Source organism: Pseudomonas glycinae (genome assembly GCF_001594225.2).
In the GTDB taxonomy this organism is placed as follows: Bacteria; Pseudomonadota; Gammaproteobacteria; order Pseudomonadales; family Pseudomonadaceae; genus Aquipseudomonas; species Aquipseudomonas glycinae.
The window spans coordinates 3,744,159-3,758,261 of the sequence record NZ_CP014205.2; the positions used below are offsets into that span (position 1 = coordinate 3,744,159).

At 59.2% G+C, this 14,103-nt stretch carries 14 protein-coding genes; 9 read left to right on the forward strand and 5 right to left on the reverse strand.

What is annotated here, in order from left to right:
• Positions 1-137: 137 nt before the first annotated feature.
• A complete protein-coding gene (locus AWU82_RS17065; RefSeq protein WP_007959289.1) occupies positions 138-578 on the forward strand; it encodes a GlcG/HbpS family heme-binding protein in 441 nt (146 codons plus the stop codon).
• A 210-nt stretch (positions 579-788) separates the two neighbouring features.
• Positions 789-1,247 (forward strand): REP-associated tyrosine transposase, encoded by a 459-nt coding sequence (locus AWU82_RS17070; RefSeq protein WP_064384024.1) that lies wholly within the window; start codon positions 789-791, stop codon positions 1,245-1,247.
• 146 nt (positions 1,248-1,393) lie between these two features.
• Here the strand turns inward: AWU82_RS17070 and AWU82_RS17075 are convergent, their stop codons facing one another.
• Positions 1,394-1,999: a TetR/AcrR family transcriptional regulator gene (locus AWU82_RS17075; protein WP_064378648.1), complete on the reverse strand. Its 606-nt coding sequence runs from the start codon at positions 1,997-1,999 to the stop codon at positions 1,394-1,396.
• Between the two features lie 134 nt (positions 2,000-2,133).
• On the opposite strand from AWU82_RS17075, the gene AWU82_RS17080 reads away from it, so the two are divergent.
• Complete coding sequence (locus tag AWU82_RS17080) at positions 2,134-3,048, forward strand: DUF808 domain-containing protein (RefSeq protein WP_064378649.1); 915 nt, start codon at positions 2,134-2,136, stop codon at positions 3,046-3,048.
• Positions 3,049-3,112: 64 nt separating this feature from the next.
• Here AWU82_RS17080 and AWU82_RS17085 read toward each other — a convergent pair whose 3' ends face one another.
• A complete protein-coding gene (locus AWU82_RS17085; protein WP_064378650.1) occupies positions 3,113-3,901 on the reverse strand; it encodes an MlaA family lipoprotein in 789 nt (262 codons plus the stop codon).
• Positions 3,894-5,192, reverse strand: coding sequence for a lipid asymmetry maintenance lipase MlaY (mlaY, locus tag AWU82_RS17090; protein ID WP_064378651.1), 1,299 nt, complete (start codon positions 5,190-5,192; stop codon positions 3,894-3,896). Before mlaY ends, AWU82_RS17085 begins: the two co-directional genes overlap by 8 nt.
• 223 nt (positions 5,193-5,415) lie before the next feature.
• Here mlaY and AWU82_RS17095 point away from each other — a divergent pair, with 223 nt between their 5' ends.
• Positions 5,416-5,784 (forward strand): hypothetical protein, encoded by a 369-nt coding sequence (locus AWU82_RS17095; RefSeq protein WP_064378652.1) that lies wholly within the window; start codon positions 5,416-5,418, stop codon positions 5,782-5,784.
• 121 nt (positions 5,785-5,905) lie between these two features.
• Here the strand turns inward: AWU82_RS17095 and AWU82_RS17100 are convergent, their stop codons facing one another.
• Positions 5,906-7,501 (reverse strand): glycoside hydrolase family 17 protein, encoded by a 1,596-nt coding sequence (locus tag AWU82_RS17100; RefSeq protein WP_064378653.1) that lies wholly within the window; start codon positions 7,499-7,501, stop codon positions 5,906-5,908.
• Between the two features lie 287 nt (positions 7,502-7,788).
• Here AWU82_RS17100 and AWU82_RS17105 point away from each other — a divergent pair, with 287 nt between their 5' ends.
• From AWU82_RS17105 to actP, 3 genes are all read left to right on the forward strand, one after another.
• Positions 7,789-8,640, forward strand: a complete 852-nt coding sequence (locus tag AWU82_RS17105) for a glycine betaine ABC transporter substrate-binding protein (RefSeq protein WP_064378654.1) — start codon at positions 7,789-7,791, stop codon at positions 8,638-8,640.
• A gap of 230 nt (positions 8,641-8,870) precedes the next feature.
• Positions 8,871-9,182 (forward strand): DUF485 domain-containing protein, encoded by a 312-nt coding sequence (locus tag AWU82_RS17110; protein ID WP_064378655.1) that lies wholly within the window; start codon positions 8,871-8,873, stop codon positions 9,180-9,182.
• Positions 9,179-10,837 (forward strand): cation acetate symporter, encoded by a 1,659-nt coding sequence (gene actP / locus AWU82_RS17115; protein WP_064378656.1) that lies wholly within the window; start codon positions 9,179-9,181, stop codon positions 10,835-10,837. The genes AWU82_RS17110 and actP overlap by 4 nt, the downstream gene beginning before the upstream one ends.
• An 874-nt stretch (positions 10,838-11,711) precedes the next feature.
• On the opposite strand, the gene gltA is transcribed toward actP, so the two are convergent.
• Positions 11,712-13,001, reverse strand: a complete 1,290-nt coding sequence (gene gltA / locus AWU82_RS17120) for a citrate synthase (RefSeq protein WP_007959044.1) — start codon at positions 12,999-13,001, stop codon at positions 11,712-11,714.
• 364 nt (positions 13,002-13,365) lie between these two features.
• Here gltA and sdhC point away from each other — a divergent pair, with 364 nt between their 5' ends.
• Together sdhC and sdhD are read left to right on the forward strand one after the other, a co-directional pair.
• Positions 13,366-13,740, forward strand: coding sequence for a succinate dehydrogenase, cytochrome b556 subunit (gene sdhC, locus AWU82_RS17125; RefSeq protein WP_011333113.1), 375 nt, complete (start codon positions 13,366-13,368; stop codon positions 13,738-13,740).
• A complete protein-coding gene (gene sdhD, locus AWU82_RS17130) occupies positions 13,734-14,102 on the forward strand; it encodes a succinate dehydrogenase, hydrophobic membrane anchor protein (RefSeq protein WP_007977503.1) in 369 nt (122 codons plus the stop codon). The genes sdhC and sdhD overlap by 7 nt, the downstream gene beginning before the upstream one ends.
• Position 14,103 lies beyond the last annotated feature (1 nt).

The window sequence follows — 14,103 nt, forward strand, 5'->3', positions numbered from 1 at the left end:
TGAGGCGCTTTTCGAGAATTATTGTATACAAAAAAATAATTCATTGTGTTCTATTTGTTGCATCGGGCTGCGACGCAAGCGCGCAGCAAAAAAACGCAGCCCAACGACTTTCCCAATAACAAAATGAGGACGGCACCATGAGCGCTTTAACCTTGAAAGTCGCAGTCAAGCTGGTCAACGAAGCCATCAGCGCAGGGCGGGCGATCTCCGCCGCACCGCTGACCATTGCAGTACTGGATACCGGCGGCCACCTGGTCACCTTGCAACGCGAAGACGGCGCCAGCCTGCTGCGCCCGAACATCGCCATCGGCAAAGCCTGGGGCGCCATCGCCCTGGGCAAGGGCTCACGCCTGCTGGCGCTGGACGCGCAACAACGCCCGGCGTTCATCGCCGCCCTCAACAGCATGGGGCAGGGCAGCGTCGTGCCGGCACCGGGCGGTGTGTTGATTCGTGATCAGGCGGGGAACGTGCTGGGTGCGATCGGCATCAGCGGCGATCTCTCGGACATTGATGAACAGGTGGCAATCAAGGCCGTAGAGGCCCTGGACCTGCGGGCGGATGCGGGGGTGGCTGCGTGATGTGCGGCGATTGATCGAAAGTCATCGCTGGCAAGCCAGCTCCCACACATTGTGCGTTGCATTCAAACTCTGCGAACGGCACCAAACCCTGTGGGAGCTGGCTTGCCAGCGATGGCGGTCTTACTGACACATCCAGATAACAGACTGACCCAGCCAAAGGAATCATTGAGGTCTAGCCTTCTGATGAACTCATCAGAAAGGGGCAACGGATTGCCTGATCTTCCTGCTTCGCATCGTCTGCGAACCGGTCGCTATGCCGAGCCGAATCAAATCTATTTACTGACTTCAAACACTCTTGATCGAGAACCGATCTTTGCCGATTTCGCGTTGGGCAGACTGGTTGTTCATCAACTTCGTCGCGCACAGGACCACGGAATGGCGAAATCGTTGGCGTGGGTTGTGATGCCCGATCATTTTCACTGGCTGGTCGAGCTGGAAAATTGCTCTCTCCGCAAACTGATGCGCGAGACCAAATCCCTGATTGCGCGAGAGGTGAATCTGCACAGTGGCAGACATGGGCCGTTATGGCAGCAGGGTTACCATGACCGGGCGTTGAGGCGGGAAGATGACTTGGTGAAAATGGCACGGTATGTAGTGGCCAACCCTTTGCGCGCTGGGCTGGTGGGTAAAATCGGCGACTATCCGCTGTGGGATGCAGTTTGGCTTTAGCAACTTTGAACCGAGTTGCCTTCATCGCTGGCAAGCCAGCTCCCACAGGGATTTGTGTTGTTTGCTAAATCTGAATTCAGCACAGAAACCTGTGGGGGCCGCGATGCGACGATTCGACTTGCTCGAGATAGTCGCACCGCGAATTTTCAGTCCGGCTCGCAGCCCTTGAGCACCAACCGGATGATGGTTTGTGCTGCCGCTTCATAGTCGGCTTCGTCGAGTTTGTCCTTGCCGGTGATGGCGGAGATCTGCCAGTCGAAGTCGGCGTAGGTCTGGGTTGCGGCCCAGATGCTGAACATCAGGTGGTTGGGGTCGATCGGGGCGATCTGGCCGCGGTCGATCCAGGTCTGGATGCAGTCGATGTTGTGCTTGGCCTGGCCGTTGAGCTGCTCGACCAGGTCGGCGCTCAGGTGCGGGGCGCCGTGCATGATTTCGCTGGCGAACACCTTGGAGGCGAAGGGCAGGTCGCGGGAGATGCGGATCTTCGAGCGGATGTAGCCGCTCAGCACTTCGCTCGGTACGCCGTCCGGATTGAACGGGGTCGAGGCCTGCAGAATCGGCACGATGATACTTTCCAGCACCTCGCGGTAGAGGTTTTCCTTGGACTTGAAGTAGTAATAGACGTTGGGCTTGGGCAGTCCTGCCTTGGCGGCGATGTCGCTGGTTTTGGTCGCAGCGAAGCCCTTGTCGGCAAACTCTTCACTGGCTGCACGCAGGATCAGTTCTTTGTTGCGCTCGCGGATTGTGCTCATAAACCCGGTGGTTCCTTGCCTGTTCTGGCGGTTGCGCATGGTAGCACCGGCCTCGCGCGGCGCTCAACAATGCCCCGTGTGGCCCGCAGTCGCGGTATGCTGCGCGGCATTATTCACATAAGGAAACATGATTCATGGCAGGAAGCAGTTTGCTGGTGCTGATCGACGACATCGCCACCGTTCTGGACGACGTTGCGTTGATGACCAAAATGGCTGCCAAGAAGACCGCCGGCGTGCTCGGCGACGACTTGGCGCTCAATGCCCAGCAGGTCTCCGGCGTACGCGCGGAGCGGGAAATCCCGGTGGTCTGGGCGGTGGCCAAGGGCTCGTTCGTCAACAAGCTGATCCTGGTGCCGTCGGCGCTGGCGATCAGTGCGTTCGTGCCGTGGCTGGTGACGCCACTGTTGATGGTCGGTGGCGCTTACCTGTGTTTCGAAGGTTTCGAAAAACTCGCGCACAAGTTCCTGCACAGCAAGGCTGAAGATGAGGCTGAGCATGCGCAGTTGGTTGAAGCCGTGGCTGATCCCGCAACCGATCTGGTGGCGTACGAGAAGGACAAGATCAAGGGCGCGATCCGCACCGACTTCATCCTCTCGGCGGAAATTATCGCCATCACCCTCGGCACCGTGGCCGATGCTTCGCTGACCCAGCAAGTGATCGTGATGTCGGGCATCGCCATCGTCATGACCGTGGGCGTTTACGGCCTGGTGGCCGGTATCGTCAAACTCGATGACCTCGGTCTGTGGCTGACCCAGAAGCCCGGGCAGATGGCAAAAAGCATCGGCAACAGCATTCTGCGTGCGGCGCCGTACATGATGAAAGGCCTGTCGGTGATCGGCACTGCTGCGATGTTCCTGGTCGGTGGCGGCATCCTGACCCACGGCGTGCCGGTGGTGCATCACTGGATCGAAAGCGTCGGCGCAGCGGCCGGTGGTGCCGGGTTTGTGGTGCCGATGCTGTTGAACGGCGTGGCGGGGATCATCGCGGGTGCGGTGGTGCTGGCGGGCGTGTCCGTGATCGGTAAAGTCTGGAAAGCCCTGAAAGGTTAAATCCTGAGGCAAATAAAAAGGCCATTCGGCTCGCATCGAATGGCCTTTTTTGTGGCTGTTGTTTTTACTCGGCGATCTGCAACTTGCGCGACTCGGTGTAGACGTAGCGCACCTTCTCGTACTCGAACGGTGAGTTCAACTGACCGTAGCGGAAGCTGGTCTGGTAACGCTTGTCGACGCCACGCAGTACCCACACTTCCGGGTGGTTGGAGCTGACTTCCGAGACGTTGAGGAAGTTGATCGCAGACTCGGCGGTGTAGTCCACGGCCAGGCCTGCGGTATCGCGCAGGTTCGACGGGCCGAGGATCGGCAGCACGAAGTAAGCACCGCCCGGTACGCCGTAAAAGCCCAGGGTCTGGCCGAAGTCTTCGTTCTGGCGCGGCAGGCCCATGGCGGTGGCCGGATCCCAAAGCCCGGCGATGCCGATGGTGGTGTTGAGCAGCAGGCGCGCGGTGGTTTCCATCGAGCGCTTGCCCTTGAACTGCAACAGGCTGTTGACCAGGTTCGGTACGTCGCCAATGTTGTTGAAGAAGTTGCTCACGCCGGTGCGCACGAAGCTCGGGGTGACGTAGCGATAGCCATTGACCACCGGCAGGAACACCCATTGGTCGAAGCGGTAGTTGAAGTGGTAGACGCGGCGGTTCCACTCTTCCAGCGGGTCATAGACGTTCAGCGCGCTGAGGGTCGAACGCTCGAACTCGCGCTGATCCAGCCCCGGGTTGAACTTGAGTTTGGACAGCGGCTCCTTGAAGCCGTCGCTGTCGATGACCACCGGTGCATTGGCTTTGCTGTTGTCGGCCTGGGCCATACCTGCACTGAGGAGCGCTGCAATCAGCAGGAGATATTTAGCCACGGAAGAACTCCAGCATGGCGTCGCTGTTGACGCGGTAGTTAAGGTTGCCGCAATGGCCGCCCAGCGGATAAACGGTCAGGCGATCGCCGAAGGTGCGGCGCAGGAAACCGAGGTCGCCCGGGCCGAGGATCACGTCGTCAGCGTTGTGCATGACGGCGATTTTCGGGCTGTCGTGCAGGTAATCCTTCAAGGCGTACAGGCTCACCTGATCGATCAGTTGCAGCAGGCTGCCGCCGTCGGTGCGGGCGCGCCACATCGGGATCACCTGTTCGGTGAGGTAGCAGTCGAAGTCGCATTGCAGCGCACGCTTTAGGAACGGCGTGAGGCTGGTGCCTTCGGTGATCGGGAATTTCGGCGGGGTGATCAGGCCGCGACGGTTGATCAGGTCGGAAGTGAACGCGATATCCGCCGCCGAGAAACGGAACGAGGTGCCGATCAGCATCGCCATCTGCTCGTTGCTCAGGTGTTGCTTGGACTGCTGGAAGTCGTAGAGCAGCGCATCGTTGAGGTCGATGTAGCCCTTCTGTTGGAAGTAGCGGGTCAGTTTGTTCAGCACCAGCTCATAGAACGTCGTGCTGTTGTTGATGCCCTTGACCTCGGTCTGTACCAGCTTGTCGAGGTTGGTAATCGAGGTGTAGAGGTTGACCGGCGGATTGAGCAGCAGGACTTTCTTGAAGTTGAAGCTGCGCCGGGTTTCATCCAGATGGGCGACGAACGCTGCGTCCAGTGCGCCGAGGCTGTAGCCGCTGAGGTAATAGTCAGTGATCGGCAGTTTCGGGTTTTGCGCCCGCACGGCCTGCATCACCCGGTACATGTCTTCGGCATCTTCCTTGGTCACGCCGGGGGTGGCGAAACGCGAGGCGGCGCTCATGAAGTCGAAGCTGGTCGGCGATGACAGCTGCACGACGTGGTAGCCGGCCTTGTAATAAAGCTTCTTCAGGTACTCGTTGAGCGTGCTGTCATAACGCGCGCCGGTGCCGGCGATCAGGAAGATCAGCGGTGCGGCCTTGTCCTGGGTGGCGATGCGGTAGGTCAGTTTTTTCACCGGCCAGAAATTGTCCGGCAGGATGAATTCGCGCTCGGGGCGCAGGGTGACGCTGCGATCGGCCTGATCGATGTCGTCGTCCAGTGGCAGTTCCGGGCGTAAGTCCGGCGGCGTGGTAGCGATGGTCGCCTCGAACGGATTGGTCAGGGGATAGCCATAGCTGGCGGCGTCGATATCCACCGCCAGTGCGGACGCACTCAGAATAAGGCCGCCAAACAGGGCGGCGAAGCGCAAGGAACGGAGCATGACTGGATCCCTTAGAGGAAGGTGCCGAATGAAGTTCGCAGGCTATGACCACCGGGGTTGCGCCAAAGTGCCATGCCTCGGCACCAAACTGACGGAATTCGGAGTAATAGTAGCCGGACGATACACTTTGCAAGGAAGGAATGACCAGTTAAGAGTTGTTAGTCCTTGCGTATGCGCCGCGGCAGATTAAGCTGGCCGCCGATTTCATCGATTGGAGTGTTCCATGTCCCGCCGCTTGCCCGTGATTCTGCTGCTCGTTCTGTTGCCGTTGTGGCTGGCCGCCAGTTATGGCGCGCGTTATGGCTTCATGGAGGACGCGCAGTGGGTGGGCATCTGCGTGGATGAGGCGAGCCGCTGGGAATGCTCGGTGCGCTCGAATCTGGGCCTGATGATTCATTTTCAGCTGCTTGGCTGGGCGGCGGTCGCGGCTGCGGTGATCGGTTTTGTAGTGCCGGGCCGAGCCGGGTGGTGGCTGGCGGTGCTGGCGCTGGTGTTCGGGTTGCCGGCGCTGGCGCTGTACAACACGACGCTGGCGGTGTTTGCGGTGGTGATTGCCGGTTTGCGACTGGTTCGAGCATCTCGCGGCGTCTGACAGTCAGCCATCGCTGGCAAGCCAGCTCCCACGCTTGATCCATGTAGATACAGAACCTGTGGCAGACAGGAATCCTGTGGAAGCTGGCTTGCCAGCGAAGAGGCCGGTTCAGCCCTGAAGATCAGTGGTTGCGAACCCGCAGGCAGCGCCATAGTGCAGCCACCATCAACACGCTGACCAGCGCCCAGCCCCAGGCCTGCTGATTCTGCAGTCCTTCGCGGTACAGCTGCGGCGCAATGCCGGCGCCGATGATGAAGGTCAGCAGGGCGATCTCCCGACGGGCCACGGGCACTGGACGGCACAGGTAAACCAGCGCCGGCAGGATGAACGCCACGCTCGGGAAGCTGCGATAGCGCGGATCGAACACCAACTCCAGCATCATCACCGCAGCGGCAAAACCGGCTGCCGCCACCAGCCAGCCGGCCCGTCGCTCGAAAGCGTTGAACGCCCGTTCACGCCAGCCATTACGGGCGCTCAAGGTCAGCGCAGCATGGGCCAGCACCAACAGATTCAGAGCCGTCAGCAAGCCGACCCAGAGCCATTCGCTGGCAAATCGCGTGGTCACCCGCGCCAGATCACCCCAGGCACCGATCGAGCAGGCGGCGAGGGCGCCGAGCAGCGGCAGGATCAGCGCCGAGCGCGTCGTGCGAACCCGGCCGCCCAGCAGTAATGTGCCGAGGAAAATCAGCCCGCCGACCGCCAGCCACTGCGACCAGTACGGCACGTTCGACACCGGGCCGGCCAGCACGCGCTTGTCCTGGCGATCAGCATCGAACAGCCCCCAGTAACCGCCGACCGCGCCTTCGCTGCCGCGCTTCCATGGCTGGTCGAACGCTTCGATCAGGTTGTAACGCCAGCCTTCCTGTTCGGCGAGGGTGACAAAACCACGAATGAACTTGGCCTCGTTGACCCGGCTCGGCAGGGCGGTTTCGCGCTGGCGACCTTCGCTCGGCCAGCCGGTTTCGCCAATCATCACGTCCTTGGGGGCGAACTTGTTGCCGAACACCTGGCGCACTTCCGCTACATGATGCAGCGCGGCGTCGATGTTCGACGGATCATCTTCCCAGTACGGCAGCAAATGAATGGTCAGGAAATCAACCGCCGGCGCGACTTCCGGGTGCTTGAGCCAGAACTCCCAGACATCGGCGTAGGTCACCGGCTGCTTGATGTGGCTCTTGACCTTGTTGATCAGCTTCACCAGCTGGGTCGCGGTAACCTCTTTGCGCAGCAAGGCTTCGTTGCCGACGATCACGGCGCTGACCACATCCGGGTTGGCGTTGGCCGAGGCAATCAGCAGATCGACTTCCTTCTCGGTGTCCACCGGATTGCTGTTGACCCACGCGCCGATCATCAACTTCAAACCGTGCTTGCGCGCCAGATCCGGCAGCGCTTCGAGGCCGCTCATTGAGTAGGTGCGGATGCATTCGAAGCGGGTGGCGAGCAGGGCGAGGTCGGCGTCCATGCGCTCCGGGCGCAGTTTGAACGGCACGTCGAACGGCGATTGGTCTTTGTCGAACGGGGTATAGGAGGCGCATTGCAGCTTGTGGGTCGGGGTGGCGACGTCCGGCAGGATCACCGGTTTACCGAGGCCGTACCAGAAACCGCACAGGGCAAACAGCCCGAGCAGGCAGGCGAACAGATAAGGACGAAAGGGGAAGCGGGAAGTCGCGGACATGGTCAGGCCGAGTGGCTGCAAAGCGACGCATGTTACCTGCATTTATAAGCAGGTTGGTGGCCCGCACGATTTTGACATGCAAAGTTCGGGCGGATTGTCTGGCGCCAAATATCCGGACGCAGTTAATGGCGTTCTGATGTCGTTTCTCGTTGCTTCGAGGTCGCTGGCAGAGCAGGTCTTATCGGGCGTCAGGTTGATGATCAAAAGCGTCAGTACTCCGCTGATGTTCGAACGAATTCGCGAACGGGCGTGATGGGGGCGCCGAGCACCATAACAACACGTTGACGATGCCCGGCATCCGTCGGGCGCAGCATTTCGGGGAAGTAACGATGAAGATGCGACGACTTTTAGGCGCAGGTGCCGCTCTGGTACTTGCGATGAGCTCCACTTTCGCCAGCGCTGAAAAACAGACCCTGAACATCGGTTACGTTGACGGCTGGTCCGACAGCGTCGCGACCACTCACGTGGCGGCCGAAGTGATCAAGCAGAAACTCGGCTACGACGTGAAACTGCAGGCCGTCGCCACCGGCATCATGTGGCAGGGTGTTGCCACCGGCAAACTCGACGCCATGCTCTCGGCCTGGCTGCCAGTGACCCACGGCGAATACTGGACCAAGAACAAGGATCAGGTCGTCGATTACGGCCCGAACTTCAAGGACGCGAAAATCGGTCTGATCGTGCCGGAGTACGTCAAGGCCAAGTCGATCGAGGACCTGAAAACCGACGACTCCTTCAAGAATCGCATCGTCGGCATCGATGCCGGTTCAGGCGTGATGCTCAAGACCGATCAGGCGATCAAGGATTACGGCCTCGACAAATACACCCTCAAGGCCAGTTCCGGCGCCGGCATGATTGCCGAGCTGACTCGCGCCGAGAAGAAAAACGAATCCATCGCCGTCACCGGCTGGGTGCCGCACTGGATGTTCGCCAAGTGGAAACTGCGCTTCCTCGACGACCCGAAAGGCGTGTATGGCGCGGCTGAAACCGTGAACAGCATCGGCAGCAAGGAGCTGGCGACCAAGGCGCCGGAAGTGGCCAAGTTCCTGAAGAACTTCCAGTGGGCTTCGAAAGACGAAATCGGCGAAGTCATGCTGGCGATTCAGGACGGTGCAAAACCTGACGCAGCGGCCAAGGATTGGGTTGCCAAGCACCCTGAGCGTGTTGCCGACTGGACCAAGTGATTTAAGCCGAAGCGTCTAATCTGCGCTTCCCAGGGCCGCCCGACATGACCGTCGGGCGGCCTTTTTTGTTTGTCCTCTATTAATAGGCAGCGTTGGCCGTTTTCGATCCGTCTGGAAATTGGCGAAAACGTCATGGCGTTCTACTACTAAGGTCGTCTGGAACCCGGCTCGCAGCCGCATACAGTGGATATGTTCCAAAAATAAAAATCTGTGCTGCGAGGATAAAAACAATGAACGACAGCATTTACCTCTCGATTCAGAACAGCCCGCGATTCAAGGAGCTGGTGAAGAAAAGAGAAAGGTTCGCCTGGATACTCTCGGCGATCATGCTCGGGCTTTATTCCGGCTTCATCCTTCTGATCGCGTACGGGCCGCAAGTGCTCGGGACGAAAATCAGCCCCGAATCATCCATCACCTGGGGCATCCCGATCGGTGTAGGACTGATTGTCTCGGCCTTCGTCCTTACCGGCATTTACGTGCGCCGCGCCAATGGCGAGTTCGACGACCTGAACAACGCGATTCTCAAGGAGGCTCAGCAATGATCCGGCGTCTACTGGCTCTTTTGAGCATCGCAGCGTTCGCTCCAGCCGTCTGGGCCGCTGACGCCCTGACCGGCGAAGTCCACAAACAACCACTCAACGTTTCCGCGATCGTCATGTTTGTGGTGTTTGTCGGTGCGACCCTGTGCATTACCTACTGGGCTTCCAAACGCAACAAGTCGGCGGCCGACTACTATGCGGCGGGCGGCAAGATCACCGGTTTCCAGAACGGTCTGGCAATTGCCGGTGACTACATGTCGGCGGCGTCCTTCCTGGGTATTTCCGCGCTGGTGTTCACCTCCGGCTACGACGGCCTGATCTACTCGATCGGCTTCCTGGTGGGCTGGCCGATCATTCTGTTCCTGATCGCCGAGCGTCTGCGTAACCTGGGCAAATACACCTTTGCCGACGTGGCGTCCTACCGCCTCGGGCAAACCCAGATCCGCACGCTGTCGGCCTGCGGTTCGCTGGTGGTGGTGGCGTTCTACCTGATTGCGCAAATGGTCGGTGCCGGCAAGTTGATCCAGCTGCTGTTCGGTCTCGACTACCACGTCGCGGTGATTCTGGTCGGCATCCTGATGTGCATGTACGTGCTGTTCGGCGGCATGCTGGCGACCACTTGGGTACAGATCATCAAGGCGGTGCTGTTGCTGTCCGGTGCCTCGTTCATGGCGCTGATGGTGATGAAGCACGTCAATTTCGACTTCAACACCCTGTTCTCCGAAGCGATCAAGGTTCACGCCAAGGGCGAAGCGATCATGAGCCCGGGCGGTCTGGTCAAAGATCCGATCTCGGCGTTCTCCCTGGGTCTGGCACTGATGTTCGGTACCGCCGGCCTGCCGCACATCCTGATGCGCTTCTTCACTGTCAGCGATGCGAAAGAAGCCCGCAAGAGCGTGCTGTACGCGACCGGTTTCATTGGCTACTTCTACATCCTGACCTTCATCATCGGCTTCGGCGCGATCCTGCTGGTCAGCACCAATCCGGCCTTTAAAGATGCAGCCGGCGCTCTGCTCGGCGGCAACAACATGGCGGCGGTGCACCTGGCCAACGCCGTGGGCGGCAGCGTGTTCCTTGGCTTCATCTCGGCGGTAGCGTTCGCGACCATTCTGGCGGTCGTGGCCGGTCTGACCCTGGCCGGTGCTTCGGCGGTGTCTCACGACCTGTACGCCAGCGTGATCAAGAAGGGCAAGGCCAACGAGAAGGATGAGATCCGCGTTTCGAAGATCACCACCATCGCGCTGGGCGTTCTGGCCATTGGCCTGGGCATCCTGTTCGAAAGCCAGAACATTGCGTTCATGGTTGGCCTGGCGTTCTCCATCGCGGCAAGCTGCAACTTCCCGGTGCTGCTGCTTTCGATGTACTGGAAGAAGCTGACCACTCGTGGCGCCATGATTGGCGGCTGGCTGGGCCTGGTGAGTGCGGTGGGTCTGATGATTCTTGGCCCGACCATCTGGGTGCAGATTCTGCATCATGAGAAGGCGATCTTCCCTTACGAGTATCCGGCGTTGTTCTCGATGATCATTGCGTTTATCGGGATCTGGTTCTTCTCGGTCACCGATAAGTCGGCCGAAGCCGAGAATGAGCGTGCGCTGTTCTTCCCGCAGTTTGTGCGTTCGCAGACTGGGTTGGGGGCTAGTGGGGCGGTTTCGCACTGAGGCTTTTTGTGTAGGTTGAGTTGAATGAAAATGCCCTGGTCGAGAGATTGGGGCATTTTTTTTGTGGGCGGTTATCGGACTTTCTTAGGGTGGTTTTGGTTTGTGTGTATATCCGTTGCTGCGGTAACGGCTGCTTGGGGTTCCGCCCTTACGGCGGGTCACTTTTTCCAAACGCCGAAAAAGTAACCAAAAAGGCTTTACCCTGACGTACGGCCCTCGCTGTGGCTCGGGTTCCTTCGCTCCGGGATTGATCCGGGGGCATCGCCTACGGTTTGCTTCGCTGCACCTCCTCTCGATGTGTTTGGCTTCGCCAAACGGTCGCTACGCTCCCACCCCCGGATCAATCCCTCCACTCAGCCTGCCGACGGGCCCTGCGATCAACAGCGGTACTCGAGCTAACGCTCATTGTGGTGAGTGGGGAGGGGCGCGGCGTGTTTGGCTTTTGCTCTGGCTCTGGCTCTGGCTCTGGCTCTGGCTTTTGATTTTTTGCCCCTTCGGCAGGCCGAGCGTAGGTGTCCATCAGGGGGTAGGCGCGCAGCGCCGTGCGGCGAAGCCGCATACATCGAGAGGAGGTGCAGCGAAGCAAACCGTAGGCGATGCCCCCTGATGGACACCGTAGCGAGGGAACACTGAGCCTAGGCGAAGTGCCGTACGCCGGGGCAAAAGCCTTTTGGTTCCTTTTTGGCGTTTGAAAAAGGGACTCGCTGTAAGAGCGAAACCGCCAGCGGCAGCACCCGAAGCAACGGATATACACCCAATCAACAAAAAAAACAGTCGGCCCAAAGGCCGCTGAGATGCCCAAAACGAAAAACGGCCCCCATTCACATGGAGGCCGTTCCCGGTACAGCGCTAAGACGCTATCGCAAGACAGCTCTTATTTGCGGTCTTCCAGCTTGGTGATATCCCGCGACTCGTAGCCAGTGTACAGCTGACGCGGACGGCCAATCTTGTACGGGCTGGAGAGCATTTCCTTCCAGTGCGAAATCCAGCCGACAGTACGTGCCAGGGCGAAGATCACAGTGAACATGCTGGTCGGAATGCCGATCGCCTTGAGGATGATCCCCGAGTAGAAGTCGACGTTCGGGTACAGCGAGCGCTCGATGAAGTACGGATCGGTCAGGGCGATCTCTTCCAGGCGCATGGCCAGTTCGAGTTGCGGGTCGTTCTGGATGCCCAGTTCCTTCAGCACTTCGTCGCAGGTCTGCTTCATTACAGTCGCGCGAGGGTCGCGGTTCTTGTAGACGCGGTGACCGAAGCCCATCAGCTTGAACGGATCGTTCTTGTCCTTGGCCTTGGCGATGAACTTGTCGATGTTCGAAACATCGCCGATTTCATCGAGCATGGTCAGCACGGCTTCGTTCGCACCGCCGTGGGCAGGGCCCCACAGTGCGGCGATGCCGGCGGCGATACAGGCGAACGGGTTGGCGCCCGAGGAGCCCGCCAGACGCACGGTGGAGGTCGAGGCGTTCTGCTCGTGGTCGGCGTGGAGGATGAAGATCCGGTCCATGGCCTTGGCGAGTACCGGGCTGATCGGTTTGATCTCGCACGGGGTGTTGAACATCATGTGCAGGAAGTTTTCCGCGTACGACAGGTCGTTGCGCGGGTACATCATGGGTTGGCCCATGGAGTACTTGTAAACCATCGCGGCCAGGGTCGGCATCTTGGCAACCAGGCGGATCGCGGAGATTTCGCGATGCTGCGGGTTATTGATGTCGAGGGAGTCGTGGTAGAAGGCCGAGAGGGCGCCGACTACACCACACATGACGGCCATCGGGTGGGCGTCGCGGCGGAAGCCGTTGAAGAAGGTTTTCAGCTGTTCGTGAACCATGGTGTGGTTCTTCACGGTGCCGACGAACTGGGCCTTTTGCTCTGCAGTCGGCAGTTCGCCGTTCAGCAGCAGGTAGCAGGTTTCCAGGTAGTCCGACTTTTCAGCCAGCTGTTCGATCGGGTAGCCGCGGTGCAGCAGGATGCCGTTGTCGCCGTCGATATAGGTGATCTTCGATTCGCAGGAAGCGGTCGACATGAAACCGGGGTCGAAAGTGAAGCGGCCCGTGGCCGTCAGGCCCCGAACATCGATAACATCGGGACCAACGGTGCCGGTTAAAATGGGCAGCTCGACGGGGGCTGCGCCCTCGATGATCAACTGCGCTTTTTTGTCAGCCATGTGGCCTCCTATTTATGCTTGAAATCATCAGACAGACCCCCCACGCAGGGCCCGCACCACTATAGTGAGATAAATTCGAATGTCAATTTGCCTAAAGTCTTGCTCCAGAAGGCTTTAACCGTACTTTTTCCTCGAAATTGCCTGCCATTTACGCCTTTTATACGACTTGTGCAATCCGCTATTGGGGGTAGGCGATTGCGTTGTCATTAGTAGCCTAACTGTCTATACTCGGCGACCGACCGCCAAGGGCTTTTGGGCTTGCTTTCATTGGGGGTCGCATCCCTGGGTGGTGGTTACCTGACCAGTGCACTCCCCAACAACTTTGCCCTGATTGTTAGGGGCTCTTCAGTGTGAAAAAAAAGCCGTGAAAAGCCAACGACCTGTAAACCTAGACCTAAGGACCATCAAACTCCCCATCACCGGCGTTACGTCGTTTCTTCACCGTGTTTCCGGCATCATCCTCTTCCTGGGCCTTGGCATCATGCTTTATGCATTGGGCAAATCCCTGGGTTCCGAGGAAGGTTATGTCGAGGTGAAGGCATGCTTGACCAGCCCGCTGGCCAAGTTCGTAGCATGGGGCCTCCTGTCCGCTCTTCTGTATCACCTGGTTGCCGGTGTGCGCCACTTGATCATGGACATGGGCATCGGTGAGACGCTGGAAGGCGGCCGCCTGGGCTCGAAACTGATCATCGCCGTTTCCGTGGTGCTGATCGTTCTGGCAGGAGTTTGGATATGGTAACCAGCGTTACAAACCTTTCGCGTTCGGGCCTCTATGACTGGATGGCACAGCGTGTGTCTGCGGTCGTTCTCGCGGCTTATTTCATATTCCTGATCGGCTACCTCGCCGCGAACCCGGGCATTGGCTACGACCAATGGCACGGCCTGTTCGCCCACAACGGAATGCGTATCTTCAGTCTGCTGGCACTGGTTGCCCTGGGCGCTCACGCCTGGGTCGGCATGTGGACCATCGCGACCGACTACCTGACGCCAATGGCGCTGGGCAAGTCCGCGACTGCAGTACGTTTCCTTTTCCAGGCAGTATGCGGCGTCGCGATGTTCGCTTACTTCGTCTGGGGTGTGCAGATTCTCTGGGGTATCTGAT

What these genes read in the sequence shown, in the direction of transcription:
- AWU82_RS17100 (WP_064378653.1), bottom strand. Translation starts at nt 7,501, where the DNA reads ATGCAGGTAACATGCGTCGCTTTGCAGCCACTCGGCCTGACCATGTCC.
- AWU82_RS17065 (WP_007959289.1), top strand. Translation starts at nt 138, where the DNA reads ATGAGCGCTTTAACCTTGAAAGTCGCAGTCAAGCTGGTCAACGAAGCC.
- AWU82_RS17075 (WP_064378648.1), bottom strand. Translation starts at nt 1,999, where the DNA reads ATGAGCACAATCCGCGAGCGCAACAAAGAACTGATCCTGCGTGCAGCC.
- AWU82_RS17080 (WP_064378649.1), top strand. Translation starts at nt 2,134, where the DNA reads ATGGCAGGAAGCAGTTTGCTGGTGCTGATCGACGACATCGCCACCGTT.
- gltA (WP_007959044.1), bottom strand. Translation starts at nt 13,001, where the DNA reads ATGGCTGACAAAAAAGCGCAGTTGATCATCGAGGGCGCAGCCCCCGTC.
- AWU82_RS17105 (WP_064378654.1), top strand. Translation starts at nt 7,789, where the DNA reads ATGAAGATGCGACGACTTTTAGGCGCAGGTGCCGCTCTGGTACTTGCG.
- actP (WP_064378656.1), top strand. Translation starts at nt 9,179, where the DNA reads ATGATCCGGCGTCTACTGGCTCTTTTGAGCATCGCAGCGTTCGCTCCA.
- AWU82_RS17110 (WP_064378655.1), top strand. Translation starts at nt 8,871, where the DNA reads ATGAACGACAGCATTTACCTCTCGATTCAGAACAGCCCGCGATTCAAG.
- mlaY (WP_064378651.1), bottom strand. Translation starts at nt 5,192, where the DNA reads ATGCTCCGTTCCTTGCGCTTCGCCGCCCTGTTTGGCGGCCTTATTCTG.
- AWU82_RS17095 (WP_064378652.1), top strand. Translation starts at nt 5,416, where the DNA reads ATGTCCCGCCGCTTGCCCGTGATTCTGCTGCTCGTTCTGTTGCCGTTG.
- sdhD (WP_007977503.1), top strand. Translation starts at nt 13,734, where the DNA reads ATGGTAACCAGCGTTACAAACCTTTCGCGTTCGGGCCTCTATGACTGG.